The organism is Flavobacterium zubiriense, from assembly GCF_041729725.1.
Lineage (GTDB): Bacteria > Bacteroidota > Bacteroidia > Flavobacteriales > Flavobacteriaceae > Flavobacterium > Flavobacterium zubiriense.
This window is the reverse complement of record NZ_JBCFQL010000004.1, coordinates 207,191-224,895: the sequence shown is the minus strand read 5'-3', so window position 1 is coordinate 224,895 and position 17,705 is coordinate 207,191. Positions and strand designations below refer to the sequence as shown.

General features: G+C 34.3%; 15 protein-coding genes. 5 read left to right on the top strand and 10 right to left on the bottom strand.

Going from position 1 to position 17,705, the window contains the following annotated elements:
- Positions 1 to 3: 3 nt before the first annotated feature.
- The 6 genes from AAGV28_RS05335 to AAGV28_RS05310 form a co-directional block, all read right to left on the bottom strand.
- Positions 4 to 225: a DUF6095 family protein gene (locus AAGV28_RS05335; protein WP_373405791.1), complete on the bottom strand. Its 222-nt coding sequence runs from the start codon at positions 223 to 225 to the stop codon at positions 4 to 6.
- 118 nt (positions 226 to 343) lie between these two features.
- The gene (gene murQ / locus AAGV28_RS05330) at positions 344 to 1,165 is read right to left on the bottom strand and encodes an N-acetylmuramic acid 6-phosphate etherase (protein WP_373405790.1); all 822 of its coding nucleotides are present in this window, start codon (positions 1,163 to 1,165) and stop codon (positions 344 to 346) included.
- Between the two features lie 66 nt (positions 1,166 to 1,231).
- On the bottom strand, positions 1,232 to 1,921 hold the full coding sequence (locus AAGV28_RS05325) for a hypothetical protein (protein ID WP_373405789.1): 690 nt from the start codon (positions 1,919 to 1,921) through the stop codon (positions 1,232 to 1,234).
- A 266-nt stretch (positions 1,922 to 2,187) separates the two neighbouring features.
- Positions 2,188 to 2,361, bottom strand: coding sequence for a DUF1016 N-terminal domain-containing protein (locus AAGV28_RS05320; RefSeq protein WP_373405788.1), 174 nt, complete (start codon positions 2,359 to 2,361; stop codon positions 2,188 to 2,190).
- Positions 2,362 to 2,489: 128 nt separating this feature from the next.
- Complete coding sequence (locus tag AAGV28_RS05315; RefSeq protein ID WP_373405787.1) at positions 2,490 to 3,185, bottom strand: ZIP family metal transporter; 696 nt, start codon at positions 3,183 to 3,185, stop codon at positions 2,490 to 2,492.
- Complete coding sequence (locus AAGV28_RS05310; RefSeq protein WP_373405786.1) at positions 3,185 to 3,949, bottom strand: class I SAM-dependent methyltransferase; 765 nt, start codon at positions 3,947 to 3,949, stop codon at positions 3,185 to 3,187. The genes AAGV28_RS05315 and AAGV28_RS05310 overlap by 1 nt, the downstream gene beginning before the upstream one ends.
- 136 nt (positions 3,950 to 4,085) lie before the next feature.
- On the opposite strand from AAGV28_RS05310, the gene AAGV28_RS05305 reads away from it, so the two are divergent.
- Together AAGV28_RS05305 and AAGV28_RS05300 are read left to right on the top strand one after the other, a co-directional pair.
- Positions 4,086 to 5,243: a THUMP domain-containing class I SAM-dependent RNA methyltransferase gene (locus tag AAGV28_RS05305; protein ID WP_373405785.1), complete on the top strand. Its 1,158-nt coding sequence runs from the start codon at positions 4,086 to 4,088 to the stop codon at positions 5,241 to 5,243.
- A gap of 131 nt (positions 5,244 to 5,374) precedes the next feature.
- Positions 5,375 to 5,611, top strand: coding sequence for a hypothetical protein (locus AAGV28_RS05300; RefSeq protein ID WP_373405784.1), 237 nt, complete (start codon positions 5,375 to 5,377; stop codon positions 5,609 to 5,611).
- 129 nt (positions 5,612 to 5,740) lie between these two features.
- Here the strand turns inward: AAGV28_RS05300 and AAGV28_RS05295 are convergent, their stop codons facing one another.
- The 3 genes from AAGV28_RS05295 to rlmD all read right to left on the bottom strand — a co-directional run bounded on the left by AAGV28_RS05295 (position 5,741) and on the right by rlmD (position 8,576).
- Complete coding sequence (locus AAGV28_RS05295) at positions 5,741 to 6,562, bottom strand: DUF6048 family protein (RefSeq protein WP_373405783.1); 822 nt, start codon at positions 6,560 to 6,562, stop codon at positions 5,741 to 5,743.
- Positions 6,534 to 7,073: a DUF6452 family protein gene (locus AAGV28_RS05290; protein WP_373405782.1), complete on the bottom strand. Its 540-nt coding sequence runs from the start codon at positions 7,071 to 7,073 to the stop codon at positions 6,534 to 6,536. Before AAGV28_RS05290 ends, AAGV28_RS05295 begins: the two co-directional genes overlap by 29 nt.
- Positions 7,074 to 7,163: 90 nt before the next feature.
- A complete protein-coding gene (gene rlmD / locus AAGV28_RS05285; protein ID WP_373405781.1) occupies positions 7,164 to 8,576 on the bottom strand; it encodes a 23S rRNA (uracil(1939)-C(5))-methyltransferase RlmD in 1,413 nt (470 codons plus the stop codon).
- Between the two features lie 219 nt (positions 8,577 to 8,795).
- Between rlmD and AAGV28_RS05280 the strand changes: the two genes are divergently transcribed.
- The 3 genes from AAGV28_RS05280 to AAGV28_RS05270 all read left to right on the top strand — a co-directional run bounded on the left by AAGV28_RS05280 (position 8,796) and on the right by AAGV28_RS05270 (position 16,626).
- On the top strand, positions 8,796 to 9,245 hold the full coding sequence (locus tag AAGV28_RS05280) for a hypothetical protein (RefSeq protein ID WP_373405780.1): 450 nt from the start codon (positions 8,796 to 8,798) through the stop codon (positions 9,243 to 9,245).
- 302 nt (positions 9,246 to 9,547) lie between these two features.
- A complete protein-coding gene (locus tag AAGV28_RS05275) occupies positions 9,548 to 15,616 on the top strand; it encodes a PKD domain-containing protein (protein WP_373405779.1) in 6,069 nt (2,022 codons plus the stop codon).
- A gap of 5 nt (positions 15,617 to 15,621) precedes the next feature.
- The gene (locus AAGV28_RS05270) at positions 15,622 to 16,626 is read left to right on the top strand and encodes a PorP/SprF family type IX secretion system membrane protein (RefSeq protein ID WP_373405778.1); all 1,005 of its coding nucleotides are present in this window, start codon (positions 15,622 to 15,624) and stop codon (positions 16,624 to 16,626) included.
- A gap of 90 nt (positions 16,627 to 16,716) precedes the next feature.
- Here the strand turns inward: AAGV28_RS05270 and AAGV28_RS05265 are convergent, their stop codons facing one another.
- Positions 16,717 to 17,703 (bottom strand): aldo/keto reductase, encoded by a 987-nt coding sequence (locus tag AAGV28_RS05265; RefSeq protein ID WP_373405777.1) that lies wholly within the window; start codon positions 17,701 to 17,703, stop codon positions 16,717 to 16,719.
- Positions 17,704 to 17,705 lie beyond the last annotated feature (2 nt).

Here is a 17,705-nt window from a genome sequence, read left to right as displayed (position 1 = left end):
AAATTAATCGTTAAATAAGGCTTTCATCATTGTTTTCAATCCTAAAAAAATCAAGTACATCGATGCTAAACAAGCAATGATTCCAATACCTAGAACAAGGTAATGCCATACATTTTCTTGGTTCATAAAAGCATTGTAAATCAAGGATGGCCCGATAAAAAGCAAAGGCAAAGCACCAGATAAATACCGAACTCCTTTAGATAATAATTCTTTGTTTGTTGCCATTTTGAAAAGGTTATGAATTATTGGGATATGAGTTATGGGTTATGAGTTATGGGTTATGAGTTATGGGTTATGAGTTATGGGTTATGGGAGTGCTTGTTAACAACGTATAACACCTAACTTATAACTTCTTTGCATTAAAGAAATCAACTGCTTTGCGTACGCTTCCATGCTCTTTCAACAATTGAGCGGCTTCTTCGTAGCTTACAGGAATTTCACCCATAATCATTTTAGTTCCGCGATCCACAAGTTTGTTGTTACTCAATTGCATATCGACCATTTTGTTGCCTTTAACTTTTCCTAATTGTATCATAGTGGCAGTCGAAATCATATTCAAAACCAACTTTTGAGCCGTTCCTGCTTTCATTCTCGAACTTCCGGTAATAAATTCAGGACCTACCACCACATCGATGGGGAATTGTGCCGTTTGCGAAAGCGGACTTCCCGCATTGCAAGAAATACTTCCTGTAATAATATTATTTTTATTGCAAATTTCTAAACCACCAATAACATAAGGCGTTGTTCCCGAAGCTGCTATTCCAATGACTACATCATTCTTGTTGATGTTGAATTCCTGTAAATCAATCCAGGCTTGCGTTGCATTGTCTTCGGCGTTTTCTACCGCTTTACGAATGGCTTTATCGCCACCAGCAATAATTCCCACAACCAAATCAAATGAAACCCCAAAAGTTGGCGGACATTCAGAAGCATCCACCACACCTAAACGACCTGAAGTTCCAGCGCCTATGTAAAATAAACGTCCTCCCAGTTTCATTTTAGCAACAATTTGAGTTACTAAATTTTCAATTTGTGGCAAGGCTTTTTCAACAGCAAGTGGAACGGTTTTGTCCTCGTTATTGATATTCGAAAGCAAGTCAGCAACTGACATTTTTTCTAAATGCTCGTATTTTGAGGATTGTTCGGTAGTTTTAGTGAAGGTCATTTTGTTTGAGTTTCTGAGTTGCAAAGTTTCAAAGGTACTAAGTTTTTGAAAAGTATAGTAGCTTGTTTATATTTCTCCACCATTTATTGGATTTAAATTAGAAATTATGAATACTTTATCAAAATATAAATTAAAATCAATGATTTCTCTTAATTGACTAAATTCAGTTTGACTCAATCCGTTTCCTATATTGTCAACTAGAGCAAGCCACCAAGTTTTATATTCAGATTTATAATTTTCTATTTGTTTTGATTTTTCAGGTATAATAATTTTTAAGCTGTTGTAAATATTTGCTAAAACAAATCCTCCTTCATTGAAATCTATTGAAGAACCAAAATGATATTGAGTGTCAAGTTTTTTATCAGAAGGGAAAATTTCTAATTCAAGATTGTCATTTATTTTGTATTTCTTAGATGTTTCCATTATTGAAGAATGGTTTTCCAGAATAGCATTTATTAAATCTTTAATTTTCTTATTGTAGTTTATAGGTCGAGTATATCTTATTCCAACAAATGCAGATTTAGAGTAGCTTTCTTTTTTAAAAGCTTCAATCTGACTAATGATTTTAGGGAGTAAATTGTGTTTTACTTTCTCTATGGGTATTCCATTATAGAACTGGTTTAATCTTCTAACCTCAATTGCAATTTTTTCATCAATTACAAAGTCAGGTGTACGGTTACCTTTTGGTTCAAAGACAATGTTTTGGAAACCAATTGATTTAAAGTAAGTTTCAACGGTTTTTTCTTCTCGTTTCAATTCAAGTATAAATAATATTTTTTTTTATAATTTTAATAAAAAAATAAATTTGATTAGCATATGTGTTTTAATACTTGATTTTCGTCTCCTATCAATTTTGCAGTCACTGACTGCAAAATTGTATTTTGTTGAAAATCATTTATATAGAATTCAACAGTCACTGACTGTTGAATTTCTGGATACATTTTATAAAACTTTGCAAACAAATAAATATTCCGTTCAGAGATTCCTTTTATGTGCTTGCATCTATTGGCAATTTCTTTGTATCAATTCTCTCCATAAACCGCTCTGTCTTTGCCTTTTTGTTCGTATTCTACAATATAAAAACCAAAAAACCAGTTGCGCAACGTAAGCCCAATATTGACCTGTTTTTGGGCTTGTTGCCTAAAATAAGTTTGGGTTTCGCTTATTACGGTTACTAAATTTTGAATTTCTTGCATAATACTTTTTCTCCAATATCTAATTTAAAACCTCTAAAATACGATTTTAATGAATGTCAAGATTTGTTTTTCTAAATGTTTGTTTTTTGAGGGTTATTCGATTATATGGCTTTTTTGAAAACTAAAATTTACAAAAAATAAGCCAAGACAATTCCTAAAACAATCATCGAAACTTTGGCAATATTAAATTTGTGTCCTTCGCTACTTTCGAAAATAATAGTTGAAGAAATATGAAATAATATTCCGATTACGATTGCTGTAATTTCGTTATGGTATTCATTTAATACTGTAAGATAATCAGAGGCGAATGTTCCTAGCGGTGTCATCAAAGCAAAAGTAAGCATGAAGGCAAAAATAGCTTTCTTGTTTAGATGGGAATTAATGAAAAAAGTAGTCAAAATAATGGCAATAGGAAGGTGATGAATCGCAATTCCCAGCGCTAAATTATCGTGATTGTGTCCCACGGGAAATCCTTCCAAAAAGGCATGAATACAAAGACTGATAAACAACAACCACGGAATATGAGACATATTAGGATGTCCGTGAACGTGACCGTGTTCGGCACCTTTAGAGAAAAATTCTAAGATGATTTGGAACAAAATCCCCAGCATGATAAAGATTCCCGCATTGTAATCGTTACTTCCACCAATAACGTGTTCATGAATTTCATAGACTTCAGGTAATAAGTGCATTACCGTCAAAGAAAGCAAAAAAGAACCACTAAAAGCCAATAGTAGCTTTAGATTGCTTTTGTTTTTTGGTTTTAAAACCAATGCAATAATATACCCTAAAAGTACAGAAAGTAATGGTAAAAGGTAATTCATTATTTAAAAATAAGGATGAGTCGTTCGCTTTCGGTTTTGTGGAATTTTTTCAGCTTATAATCTCCAAAAATGTCCAATAGATAAATACCTGCTTCTTCCATCATGTATTCGAAATCTTGTAAGGTCAGGGCTTTTACTTTTTCGGTAAAATGGAATTTTTGTCCTTGGTCTTCAAAATCAATTTCTTTAAAAATATGACCGTCGGCAACATAGCGTTTCAGGTGAAAATCGATTCCGTCTACGGTTTTTACTTCTTCTGGAACTAATGTTTCAATTACCTGATTGACATTCATAAAATCAATTACGGCAAAACCATAGTCAGATAAACTGTTTTTGATGGCTTTTAAAGTAGTTAAATTGTCATCGTCATTTTCGAAATAACCAAAACTGGTAAACAAATTAAAAATGGCATCGTACTTTTCTTCGAAAACTTCACGCATGTCGTGTACTTTAAAATGCAAGCTTTCATTCGCATTTTTATTGGCTTCGGCAATGCTGTTTTCTGATAAATCAGCACCAATGACATCAAATCCTAATTGGTTCAAATAAATAGCGTGACGTCCTTTGCCACAGGCTAAATCCAATACTTTAGCTTTTTCAGGAAGATTTAAATAATGGGTTAAATTATCCATGAAAAGCTGTGCTTCTTTGTCATTTCTTTCTTTGTAGAGAATGTGATAATAGGGAGTGTCAAACCAAGAGCTGAACCAAGTTTCATTTTGCTGGTCTTGATTTGTATGAGTTGTTTTTGATGCTTCGGACATTTATTCTTTTCAATTAATTCTATCCCGCAAATTTAGTGTATTTTTGCGGAAATATACTATTTCAGACTGTTTAGAATTTGGACTCGAGCGGCAGAGAATAGGTAAAGCAATTTAATTATTGGAATTTAAAAGAGAAATGGAAGAAAATTTTAAGATGATAGCCAAAACCTTTTTTGGTTTTGAAGAAATATTAGCAACCGAATTGAAAAATTTAGGAGCACAGGACGTAGAGCAAGGAGTGAGAATGGTGAGTTTTAAAGGCGATAAAGGGTTTATGTACAAAGCCAATTTGTCTTTGCGTACTGCATTGAAAATCTTAAAACCGATTTATTCTTTTAGAGCGAATAATGATCAAGCCTTGTACAAAGGGGTTTTTGGTGTAAACTGGTCTAAGTTTATCAATGCCAATCAAACTTTTGTGATTGATGCTACGGTGCATTCGGAATATTTTAATCATACTGAGTTTGTTTCTCAAAAATGTAAAGATGCCATTGTGGATCAATTTAGAGAAAGAACAGGACAACGTCCAAGTGTGGATAAAGTACATCCTGATTTACGAATTAACATTCATATTGATAAAGACCAAGTTTCGGTTGCATTAGATACTTCAGGAAATGCGCTGAACCAGCGTGGTTATAGAACTGCTACTAATATTGCACCTATAAACGAAGTTTTGGCTGCAGGAATTCTGTTGCTTTCAGGTTGGGACGGACAAACGGATTTCTTAGATCCTATGTGTGGTTCAGGAACTTTTCTTGCCGAAGCAGCAATGATTGCTTGTAATATTCCAGCAAACATCAACCGTAAGGAATTTGCTTTCGAAAAATGGAAAGACTGGGATAATGATTTGTTTGACAAAATCAGCGATAGTTTATTAGGCAAAGTACGTGAGTTTCATCATACGATAAAAGGCTATGACAAAGCGCCGAGTGCAGTTAGTAAAGCCAAAGACAATATCAGGAATGCTAATTTAGAGGAATATGTAACTATTACCGAAGACAATTTCTTTGATAGCGAAAAAACTTCGGAAGGAAAACTGCACATTGTTTTTAATCCACCTTATGATGAGCGTTTGGATATTCACATGGAAGAATTCTATAAAAATATTGGCGATACGTTAAAGAAAAGTTATCCAGGAACGAATGCCTGGTTTATTACAGGAAATTTAGAAGCTTTAAAGTTTGTAGGTTTACGACCATCAAGAAAAATCAAATTATTCAACGCTGGACTTGAAGCTCGTTTGGTAAAATACGAAATGTACGAAGGAAGTAAGAGAACCAAGTTTCAAGTCTAAGTGACTAAGTTACTAAGTTCCTAAGAAAAATATATAATTAAAAATAATAATTTAGGGTTCGATAAAATTAAGTAGCTAAGATTAAATTCTCAGTAACTTAGAATCTCAGAACCTTAGCAACTTTAAAAAAAATGACAAAACTACAATTAAGAGCATTTTTATATCAACTGGGAATCTTTGCCAGTTTATTTATTTTATTTCGTTTTTTAGTACAACGTTATACTGAATTGTCTGGTTTTTGGGTTCCATTTGTAGCTTTTGTTTTAGCAACATTTATAGGTCCAAAATTTCAGGCGGTGAAGACCAATGACGGAGAAAAATTATACATGAAGTGGGTTTTTTCTAAAAATGTGAAAGAAATAGGGTAAATCTAGTGTTCAGGAAACAGTAATTAGTTAGCAGAATTTAGAAATAAAAAACCGCAAATTCATTGATTTAATAAATGAATTTGCGGTTTTTTGTTGATATTAATCTGCGTTCTGCATTTTGAAAACGGCTTACTTTTTCTCTGTTTTTTTAGTTTCTTTAGGAAGGACTTTCTTTTTGAAAATAGGAACAAAATAGGTTACGGTGTAGTTAAAACCAACACCAAAATCACCATTATACGTTCTATTGAAACCCGGTATGTATAAGTTTTCGAAATTATTGGGTTGTTTGTTGGTAATTAATCTATTGAATCGAAGACTGAATCCCATAAAGACATTATTGAATACTTTGGCTTTCATTCCTGCTACAACTTCAATCCAGCTTGCTGTAAGACCGTTGTATTTTTGTCCAGAAGCTAAAGACGGTGTTTCTCCAAAATATTGGTTGGGATTGTAAATTTTGTAGTTATTCAATTCTTGATTAAAAGTACTAAAACCGTAACGCAACCCTATCGAAATAATATTTTCCATATCAAGCCAGTTTTCGTAACCGTTATAATCAAACCCTACTTTTATATAAGAACCTTTTGTGGTGAAATTTAATCGGGCATCATCAGTAGTTTTATTTTCGTTTCCTACTTCTACGGCTGCATAGCGTTTTTTATCCAATCGATAATCACCTACTAATTCCAATCCTTTATAGTTTTTATCATAAAAACTACGACTTAATTTAAACAAATCAACTCCCACACGCACCCCATAACGATTCGTTTTTATTGGCGTAGCAATAGAATCTGTTTTTGTTTGGGTAGCCACGACTGCTTTTTCAGCAACAATACTAGTTGTAATGCTGTCCTTTGGTTTTTTTACTGGAGCTTGTGTATCTTGAGCATTTGCAAAAAGCAATGACAAAAGGAGTAAGCTACTAAAAATATATTTCAAGATGTGTTTCATTTTCGTTAGCTATAATACTGTTTTTAACGGCAACATATTGCATCCATTTTAAGTCAGCTGTCGCTCCATCAGTGTGAACAAAAGGAGGAGCTGTATTTGAAGAATCTGGATTTAAGGTATAATTCGTTTTGAATCCGCAGGCACGAGACACAAAAATATTTTGGGTCTCATAATTAAATTGGATAATGTCTTCGTTAGGCAAAGCGGCTACATTTGTACTTCCAAAATTTAAGATAAAACGAAAAGTAGTTGTTTTTGCATCTACCTTTAAAGGGATAGAAACGGTACTCCCGTTTATTAAAGTCCTTCCGCTAAACATTACCGCTTCTTCCATTCCCTCACCAATAATAGTTAGGTTAGTTACATTTTTTTCTACCGAAGAATTATTGAAATCATAAAATGTAATCACCAGTCGAGGTGTAGTGACGGTATTAGCATCACAAATATCGTCTTTCTCACAACTGGAGAAAGAGAAACAGAAAATCAATAAGAGCAGTATTGTTTTTTTCATATTTTTTAGTCTTTAGTCCCTAGTTATTAGTCCCTAGTCCTTAGTGTATTTATAAAAAAAAACTAAGGACTAGGAACTAAGTACTAATTGCTATCTTCTCTCCAGCAACACTACATTTTCCACGTGATGCGTTTGCGGAAACATATCTACAGGACGTACTTTAGTTACTTTGTATTTTTCGTCCATTAAAGCCAAATCACGGGCTTGTGTAGCCGAATTACAACTCACATATACTACTTTTTCAGGAGCAATTTTCATAATTTGTTCAATTACGTCTTTGTGCATTCCGTCGCGTGGTGGATCAGTGATAATTACGTCAGGTTGTCCGTGTTGTGCAATAAAAGCGTCGTTGAAAACGACTTTCATGTCTCCTACAAAGAACTCACAATTGTTAATGTTATTGCGTTCGGCATTGGCCTTAGCGTCTTTAATAGCATCTGGAACACTTTCGACACCAATTACTTTTTTTGCCTTTTTAGAAACAAATTGTGCAATGGTTCCAGTTCCGGTATATAAATCATAAACAATTTCATTTCCTGTTAATCCAGCAAAATCTCTCGTTATTTTGTATAATTCGTAAGCTTGATCGGAGTTGGTTTGGTAAAAAGATTTGGCATTAATACTAAATTTCAAACCTTCCATTTCTTCCAGGATGTAATCACGTCCTTTGTACAATTTGATGTCCTGGTCGTAAAGTGTATCATTTGCCTTATTGTTCACCACATATTGTAACGAAGTAATTTGCGGGAATTTGGCATAAAGATGGTCTAGCAACATTTCTCTGTTGGCTTTGTCATTTTCGAAAAATTGAATCAAAAGCATGATTTCGCCAGTGGAAGCGGTACGCAACATTAAAGTTCTTAGCAAACCAGAATGTTCTCTTGGATTGAAAAAAGTTAAGTTATTGGCGTTAGCAAAATCACGAACTTCATTTCTAATGGCGTTTGAAGGATCTTCTTGTAAATGACATTTTTGGATATCCAGTATTTTGTCCCACATTTTTGGAATATGAAAACCAAGTGCATTTCTGTTTCCTAAATCTTCGGTACTATCTATTTCGGCTTCAGTTAACCAACGGCTGTTAGAGAACGAAAATTCCATTTTATTTCTGTAGAAAAACTTTTTCTCCGAACCTAAAATGGGCTCGAATTCAGGAAGTTCAACTTTTCCAATGCGTTGCAAGTGATTTTTCACCTCATTTTGTTTGTAAAACAACTGTTGGTCGTAGTTCATGTTTTGCCATTTGCAACCGCCACAAACTCCAAAATGATCGCAAATAGGATCCACACGATGCTCTGAAAATTCGTGAAATTTCACTGCTTTTCCTTCGTAATATGCCTTGCGTTTTTTGAAAGTTTGCACATCAACCACATCACCCGGAACCACATTTGGAATAAACACTACTTTTCCATCGGGAGCCTTTGCTACCGAAACGCCTTTTGCACCTGCATCAAGGACTTTTATCTGATGAAAGACAACTTTGTCTGTATTTTTTCTACCCATGGCGCAAAAATAAGTGTTTGTTGTCGTTTATGAATTCAAATTGGAAAATATTTTTAAAAAACCTCGTTTCCACTTCCATTAAAATAAACAAAATATGGTTTTAGTATGTTTATTAAATACATCTATAAGCCGAAATAATTCTTTTTATTTAATGTTTTGATAAACGGAATTGTCATAAATTAAAATGCTGCTTTATCTTTGCTCTGAAAGTCTTAAAAAATGAATGTAGTTTCTAAAAATAGAGTGCTGTTAGTTAATGTCTTAATTGTCTTGTGTACCATTATTTTTAGTTGCGAAAAAAATAATGAAAAAGGAATTCAGTTTTTGTATCGCGCTGTAAATGATAAAGACACCGCTTTACTTCGATATTCAAAACTAGAGGATAATCGGTTTTTTGGACAATATGAGATAATGTATGGTGGATCCAGAAAAGATTCGGGCGAGATTCGGGGAATTATTTCTGGCGATACACTTAAAGGAAGTTTTTATTACAGTTCTTACGGCGGAGGAGTATTAAAAAGGTATCCAGTGGCGATGCTGAAACGAGAGGATAAATGGCTGTTAGGTAAAGGTATTATTTCCATTTATATGGGAATTCCTTTTTTCTTAAAAACAGAACCAATTGATTATTCTCATCCCGAATTTGTGTTTGAAGAAATCAAGCAATAAGCTAAAATAGACACACTTAATTTTGCTAGTAGAAAAAATACAGTTTGCGAGAAAGAGCTGGATTTAATTAAGGATTTGTTTAAAAAAGTAATATTGTAAAACAACATATTGTTATATTTTTTTAACTATTGATAGACTTGTTTGATTCGTTTTTTTTAGAAAATAAAATATTGGTTTTCGACAGTAATTTTCTGTATAAATGGTTAAATAAATGCTTTTAAACGGTAATAATCGTCAGTAGGAAGGGATTCGAGTATATTCACAAACTTAAATACTTCCCCAGAAATTTAAGAGTATGCACCATGAAGCACCTTTTTACGATTATTTTATTTTTAGTTTTAGTAACTCCGATTAACAAATTAAATGCTGAAAATAAAGTATCATGTTTAAATTCTTATCATAATATAGAATATAAAAAAACTTCTAATTTAGTTTCATTAACTGCAACTATTACAGGTACTACAACAGTTTGTCAAGATGCAGCAAGTCCTATAATTACTTTTAAGGGTTTTGGAGGAACAGCACCCTATGCTTTTACTTATACATTGAATGGTGGTGTACCTCAAACAATTGTTACTTTGGGCACAAATGATTCGGTAACGCTATCAGTTGATACTGCAACTACAGGGACTTTTGATTACAGCTTAGTGAGTGTTCATGATACAACAACTCCCGGTGTTGAAATAATACAATCAAGTACAGCAATTGTAACTGTAGGCTCTCCAACCACAGCTGATTTTACATTTAACAATGAGGCGACATGCTCAGAGACAGCAATACAATTTAATTCATCCGTTTCAGCAGCTGGAACTATAACTTATTCCTGGGATTTTGGCGATGGAACGGCTTTGTCAAGTTTGCCAAATCCAACTCATCAATTTACAGCTTTAGGATGTGGTATTTCAACATTTACAGTAGTGTTGACAGTTACCGTAAATGGTTGTATTGCCACAAAAACTAAAACAATTAATGTAAAACAAAAACCCGATATCAGTTTTAAAGATGCCAATAATCCTTTTGCTTTAGACTTATTTAATAATTGTTCGAATGCAGCTATTAATCCTGTGTTCCCCATAAAAGTGGATAATGCTTCCACTTCAATTTGTATCAGTTCGTATTCTATAGATTGGGGAGATGGAACTGCCGCTACTCCAAATGCTACTTTTCCTGCTTCTCATACTTATAATTTAGTAGGGACTTATAATATGGTAATAACAGCTTTGGGAACAAATGGTTGTAGCAACTCGGTAACTTATGTTATTAAGAATGTGACCAATCCTTCGGGTGGACTTGTAAGTCCGGGAAATACACAAAACTTATGTGCTCCAACATCTCCTATAAATTTTACGATTTCAAATTGGGGAGCCAATTCATTAGGAACTGTTTATGATATAAATTATGGAGATGGTTCAGCTATTGTACATTTTACCCAAACTGATTTAGAAAGTTCTATTTATTTTAATCCTTCAAATCCTTCGGCATCGCTTAATTTTCCGATTCCACATTCTTATACTGTAACAAATTGTCCAAATTCAAAATTTACAGTCTCATTAATAATTTCAAATGCTTGTGGCGAAACACCCAGTTCTGTCACTAGCATAACCGTTTATTCAAAACCAAAAGCTGATTTTACTGCGCCAACAGAGGCTTGCTTGAATACAAATGTTGCATTTACTAATACATCCGTAACAGGTTATGGTCAAAATTGTACCCAGAATGTAATTTATGAATGGGATTTTGGTGATGGAACAACATCTACCTCAATTAATCCAATTCATGCCTATACTGCAGCTGGGAACTATAACGTTAGTTTAGTAGCTCGAGGATATTGTGGTATTTCAGCTCCAGCTCAAAATAGTATTTGTATTGAAGGACCTTTATTACCTTCATTTACATTAGATAATTCTTCAGGTTGTATGCCATTGGCAATTGCTGCAACCAATACGACTAATGAAGCAAATACTTGTTTGTCTCCTACCTATTCCTGGACGGTTACTTATGCTTCGGCAAATTGTGGAACAGCCGTAGTAATTCCAAATCAAACTTCTAAAGATGCTTCGTATAATTTTACAATGCCGGGGATTTATACCATTAAATTAACAGCAACAAATTCTTGTGGAAGTGTTGAGACGTCACAAACAGTTGAGGTAAAAAAACCGCCTACTGCAACTATTGCAACAATTGGAAATACTTGTGGGATTGCAACGATAAATCCATCAGCAACCATTAATAGTTGCGCTCCCGCATCGAGTACTTTAACCTATGCCTGGAGTTTTCCTGGAGGTTTACCTTCTGCAGCAAGTACAGCTAACCCTGGAACAATCAATTATAATACCACAGGAAATTATACAGTTTCATTAGTTGTTACCAACGAATGCGGTGTTTCAGCTACTGCAACCCAATCTTTTTTGGTTAATAAAATTCCAACAATTACCAATACCGATTTAAGTCAAACACTATGTTCAGGTACATCCTCTACAGCAATTAATCTGACATCAGATGATGCTTCAATAACATTTTCTTGGACAGCTACAGCAACAGTAGGAATTTCAGATTTTGTTCCGTCAGGAAGTGGCAGCACAATACCAGCCAGAGTTATTACGACTACTAATTCATCGTCAGGAACAATTACTTATGTGGTTACTCCTAAAATAGGTAGTTGTGCAGGTACTCCAGTAAGTTTTATAATCAATGTCAATCCAGCCCCTAGTTTTACTACACAACCTGTGCCAAGTACTGTTTGTTTAGGAGGTATCCCAACTCAATTAGCAGTAGTGCTTGGGGGAAGTACAGCAACACCAACTTATGAATGGTATTCAAATGCTACTAATTCAACAACAGGGAGTACTTTGATTCCCAGTGCTACGAGCAGCACTTTTGATCCACCTACAAATGCGGTAGGTACTTTATATTATTATAGTGTGGTTACTTTAACTTCTGGAGGTTGTTCTAATTTGACTTCTTCTATTGTAGCAATAACGGTTACACCACTGCCTACTATATCACAGCCAGTAGCATCACAAATTTTATGTACTGGGGCAACAATTACCACTCCTTTATCGGTAACTCCTTCTGGAGGAATTGGAACGGCAAGTTATAAATGGTATTTGAATACTACTAATTCTAATTCAGGAGGGACTTTAATTTTAGGAGCGACAACTAATAATTACACGCCAGCCGCTTATTCCGTTGCAGGGGATTATTATTACTATGTTGAGGTTAGTATAAGTGGAACTGGTTGTGGTTCTATTGTAAGTGATGTAGCTCGAGTAACTGTCTTAGATACTCCTACAATATCAATACAGCCTTTAGCCAATCAGGTGTTGTGCCAGGGTGGGACTTCTACCCAACTTGAAGTTGTAGGCGCTGGAGGAAATGGTACATTTTCATACCAATGGTATAAAAATAATACAAACAATACAACCACAGCTACGGTAATTCCAGGTGCAACGAGTTCAACTTATTTGCCTTTAACAACTACTGTAGGAACTCAATATTATTATTCAGTTTTGTCGCAAACTGGTCCGGGTTGTAATGTTAAGAGTACTATAGCATCAGTACAAGTAAGTATAGTGCCAACAATTACAACACAGCCTATATCAAGTACGGTTTGCGTAGGAGAGACTCCAACTACTTTGTCTTTTACAGTGAGTAACGGCGTAGGAACACCTACTTATCAATGGTATTCCAATACTACAAATTCCAATACAGGAGGAACTATTTTAGCAGGAAAAACAAGTGCTACTTATCTTCCTTCAGCTGCTACTTCTGGAACAGTGTATTATTATAGTGTAATTAATTTTCCATCTTTGTCTGGTGGTTGTTCAGTTGTGACAACTAATCCTGCAACTGTGATTGTAAATAAGAAACCCAATATAGCTCCTGAAAGTATTACTATTTGTAGCTCAGTCATGTTTACAATCACTCCAACTAATTTGGGAACCAATATTGTTCCAGTAGGTACTACTTATACTTGGACAAATCCAACCATTAGTCCCGCAGGAACCGTTACAGGGGCTGGTTCACAATCGACTCCTCAGACAAATATTAGCCAAACTTTAATTAATACATCTGTCAATCCTACGGTGGTTACTTATGCTGTTACTCCAACTTCTGGAACTTGTGTTGGAAACAGTTTTACCGTAGCCGTAACTGTAAATCCAGCTATTAGAGCGAATGAAGTTATAAATGACAATACTTGTTTTGGAACTAATACCGCTTCTATTTCGACGAATATTACAGGAGGAATTCCTTTTTCATCAGGTTCTCCATATAGTATTTCTTGGTCAGGACCTAGCGGATTCACTTCTTCGGCAGCAACTATTTCAAATTTGAAACCAGGGAATTATGATTTATCAGTTACTGATAATGGGAATTGTCCTTTTTTCAAGAGCTATGCTATTACTGAACCAACAGACATTGGTATTGCGGTGATTAATAAAAAAGACATCAGCTGTTTAGGTAGTAATAATGGTAGTGTAGATATTAACGTAACAGGAGGAACTGGGAATTACACTTATAATTGGACAAAAGACGGAGCTGCTTTTGCTGTATCACAAGATATTTCAAATTTAGGTCCAGGAAATTATGTTGTGTCTGTTACAGATGCGAATAATTGCGGCCCTAAAACAGCCTCTTTTATAATAATAGAACCGCCCCTTTTAGTTGTAAGTTTAATTAATAAAACAAATGTTATTTGTTTTGGAGATGCAACAGGAGCCATTAACGTGAATGTTACGGGAGGAACATCTTCTGTTTCGGGATATAATTTTGCTTGGACTGGGCCTAATGGATTTACAAGTAGTAATCAAAATCTATCCGGAATTATAGCAGGAACCTACAATGTAATTGTAACTGATAATCAGTCATGTTCTAAAAGCCTGACTGTTAGTATTTCAGAATCAACTGAAATTAAAATTACATACAGTAATACAGCAATATTGTGTTATGGTGCTAACAATGCTTCTATTACCACTTCTATTTCAGGCGGAATTCCTCCATATCAATTTACGTGGAGTAATCTAGCCGAGACTTTAAACCAGAATAATTTATCAGCTGGGGATTACACTATTTTGGTAACAGATAATGCAGGATGTAAAAAGTCACAAACTATTACTATTGCTGACGTACCAATTTTTACGGTTAACCCAATAAAAAAAGATATTAGCTGTTTTGGTGCTCACGATGGAAGTATCGCTTTGAATTTAGTTGGAGGAAAAGCACCGGTTACTTTAGTTTGGAACGATGGGAGTACTTCGGGATTATCAAGGAATAATTTAGGTCCAGGAACCTATACCGCTACAATTTCTGATGGAACAGCTTGTCAAATTGTTAGAACATTTGTAATTCAAGAACCTCAAATTTTGGTTGTTTCAGCCAGTGTTACTAATGCATTTGATTGTTTTAATCCTAATAGCGGAGCAATAGATCTTTTAGTTTCAGGAGGTACCGCCCCTTATACTTATTCATGGTCTAATGCTGCAACAACCGAAGATTTAACTAATGTACCAGCTGGAAATTATTTAGTAACAGTAACCGATGTTAGAGGTTGTGTGAAAATAGCTCAGTATTCTTTAAACAGGCCACCGCCGATTCTTATTGGTGTTGCCACAAAAACAGATATTTATTGTGATACCAGAGCGGTAAAACAAAATTTTACAGCTCAGGTTTCAGGTGGCTTACCTCCCTATCAATTAAATTGGTCCAGTGGTGTTGTAAGCGGTGTCAATAATGAAATGATGACGACCAACCAAAATGGAACTATTGTACTTGAAGTTACGGATGCTTTAGGCTGTAACGCTAATTATAGTTTCAATGTAGATTTACCATCATTAGGGAGTCCTTCATATACGACCAATTCTTTTGGATTTACTACCTATGGCTTTTATTCTATTGAGGATCCTGTCCAATTTACCAATACAGCAACAAATGGTTTTATAGCGATTTCATGGGATTTTGGTGATGGTTCTTTTTCTAATGAAATTAGTCCAGTGCATATTTTCAAAAAAGAAGGAAGTTATAGTGTCAATCAAAGAGTGACTTATCCTTTGGGCTGTGATTTAATTTATACAGTAACATTAGAAATTAAAAAAGGATATAATTTAATTCATCCTACAGCTTTTACGCCTAATAATGATGGTGTAAACGATTATTTTACCCCCGTTTTTAAAGGCTTAACTACTATTGTATTTAATGTTTATGATACCTGGGGAGGATTAATTTACTCAGAAACAGGAGAAACTATCAAGGGCTGGGATGGAAGAATAAAGGATAAAGAGGCTGAAAATGGTAATTATTATTTTAAAGTTACCGCTAAAACATTTTACGGAGCAACAATTAAAAATCAAGGGGTATTTGTACTTATAAAATAATAAAAATGAAGTTTAAAATACTATTTACAATATGTATTTGTTTCTTTTTCTCAAAAGCTAAAGCGCAAGATCCCATATTTACGCAATATTTTATTGTGCCAGAAACTTTAAATCCAGCTTATTCTGGTTTTTTAGAAACTACTTCGGCAGGTATAATTCATCGTTCACAATGGCCTGATTTAGATTTAAAAATTGATACAGATTATGCTTTTTTCAACACTTGGAGTGAGCGTATCAATAGCGGTTTTGGGGGAAGTATATTGAGCCACAGGGAAAATAATACCCGTTATAATTTTACTCAATTCAATCTTAACTATGCTTACAAAGTAATTTTAAATGATAGATGGGCATTTAGACCTGCAATTGAGATTGGTTTTGGAACCAAATCTTTTGGATTTAATAATTTAATTTTGGGAGACCAAATAAATATTGATTCGGGAACGATTAATCCAATCACTAATGACCCATCAAATTTTCATGATAAATTTAGTTTTTTCGATTTTTCAACGGGAATCTTATTCAATAGTGAAGAAGCTTGGATTGGATTGTCTTTAAAGCACATTAACAAACCTAATATTTCTTTGGTTGACGAAAAAAATCTACCACTAAATATGTTTTTTTCGGCAAGTGTTGGATATGAATTCTTGGTAGCAGATTATTTGGATGTTCTTATTTTTCCTTATGAAACAAAGTTTATGCTTTCAGCTAATTATATGAATCAAGGTGAATTTAACAGATTAGATTTAGGATCTTCTATTATGTTTACAAGGCTTTTTTTGGGAGTTTCTACTGCTTTGAATCCTTTTGGAAAGTCGCAAGATAGTCATTTGATTAGCTCTGTTAATTTTTATGGTGGTGTGCAATTTGAAAAGCTGAAATTTGGTATTTCACATGATTTTACCACTTCTAAAATGGGAAAAACAGGTGGGATTTATGAATTGTCTTTAACTTATCAATTTGATTTTGGAGTCAAATGTTTTGGATGTCCAAATTATGAAAATAGATATTAAAATGTGTTTTTTTAGAAAGAGACTATTGAAATTCAACACAGACAATAATGATTGCCTATGTTGAATTTATATGGTGATAGAAATTTTAAATTACCACAACTGCTGTACCTCTTTTTTGATGTATTGCTCATAAATAGCATTCATTGCAGCAATTTTTTCAGGAGTTAATAATGGTAAATCTAAAGTAGAAAGATTAGACAATACATGACTTTCAGTTGATGCACCCGGAATAATACAGCTTACTTCATTAAAACTTAAAATCCATTGTAAGGCTAGAGGAGCTAAGTTTTGAACTTCAGGGAATAATTCTTTTAGTTTGTTTACTGCAATTAAACCCAATTCGTAATTGATTCCCGAGAAGGTTTCGCCTTTATCAAAAGCAGCTCCTTCGCGGTTAAAAAATCGGTGATCCTGACTGTCAAAAATAGTTTTGCTGGAGAATTTTCCGGTCAGCAATCCGCTGGCTAATGGAACGCGGGCAATGATTCCGATATTTTTTTTCTGAGCTTCTTTAAAGAATAATTCCGAAGGACGTTGTCTAAAAAGATTGAAGATAATTTGGACTGAAGTTACGTTTGGAAATTCAATTGCCTTCAATCCCTCTTCTACTTTTTCGACACTAACACCTAAATTCTGAATTTTACCTTCTTGTTTTAATTTGTCAAAAAGTTCAAAAATTTCTGGACGATAATAAACTTCAGTAGGAGGGCAGTGTAATTGAATTAAATCGATAGTTTCTAATTTCAAGCGTTTTAAACTGTCTTCCACATATTTTTGTAAAACTTGAGGTTGATATCCTTCATTAACATGCGGATTGATGTGACGCCCACATTTAGTCGCAACATATATGCGCTCTGAACGGGAACGAATCACTCTTCCCACGGCAGTTTCGCTTAAACCATTCTCGTAAACATCGGCAGTGTCAATAAAATTGATGCCTTTGTCTATTGCTGTGTTTAAAAGTTCATCAGCAGTTTTATCATTGAATGGTGATCCCCATTTTCCGCCTACTTGCCAAGTGCCAAGAGCGATTTCGGATATTTCAAAATTGGTTTTTCCTAGTTTACGATAGTTCATCT

Bases quoted from the DNA above. Each gene is read 5' to 3' on its own strand.
- AAGV28_RS05300 (WP_373405784.1), top strand. From the start codon at position 5,375: ATGACAAAACTACAATTAAGAGCATTTTTATATCAACTGGGAATCTTT.
- AAGV28_RS05270 (WP_373405778.1), top strand. From the start codon at position 15,622: ATGAAGTTTAAAATACTATTTACAATATGTATTTGTTTCTTTTTCTCA.
- AAGV28_RS05305 (WP_373405785.1), top strand. From the start codon at position 4,086: ATGGAAGAAAATTTTAAGATGATAGCCAAAACCTTTTTTGGTTTTGAA.
- AAGV28_RS05295 (WP_373405783.1), bottom strand. From the start codon at position 6,562: ATGAAACACATCTTGAAATATATTTTTAGTAGCTTACTCCTTTTGTCA.
- AAGV28_RS05290 (WP_373405782.1), bottom strand. From the start codon at position 7,073: ATGAAAAAAACAATACTGCTCTTATTGATTTTCTGTTTCTCTTTCTCC.
- AAGV28_RS05320 (WP_373405788.1), bottom strand. From the start codon at position 2,361: ATGCAAGAAATTCAAAATTTAGTAACCGTAATAAGCGAAACCCAAACT.
- AAGV28_RS05265 (WP_373405777.1), bottom strand. From the start codon at position 17,703: ATGAACTATCGTAAACTAGGAAAAACCAATTTTGAAATATCCGAAATC.
- AAGV28_RS05280 (WP_373405780.1), top strand. From the start codon at position 8,796: ATGAATGTAGTTTCTAAAAATAGAGTGCTGTTAGTTAATGTCTTAATT.
- AAGV28_RS05275 (WP_373405779.1), top strand. From the start codon at position 9,548: ATGAAGCACCTTTTTACGATTATTTTATTTTTAGTTTTAGTAACTCCG.
- AAGV28_RS05310 (WP_373405786.1), bottom strand. From the start codon at position 3,949: ATGTCCGAAGCATCAAAAACAACTCATACAAATCAAGACCAGCAAAAT.
- AAGV28_RS05335 (WP_373405791.1), bottom strand. From the start codon at position 225: ATGGCAACAAACAAAGAATTATTATCTAAAGGAGTTCGGTATTTATCT.
- murQ (WP_373405790.1), bottom strand. From the start codon at position 1,165: ATGACCTTCACTAAAACTACCGAACAATCCTCAAAATACGAGCATTTA.
- rlmD (WP_373405781.1), bottom strand. From the start codon at position 8,576: ATGGGTAGAAAAAATACAGACAAAGTTGTCTTTCATCAGATAAAAGTC.
- AAGV28_RS05315 (WP_373405787.1), bottom strand. From the start codon at position 3,185: ATGAATTACCTTTTACCATTACTTTCTGTACTTTTAGGGTATATTATT.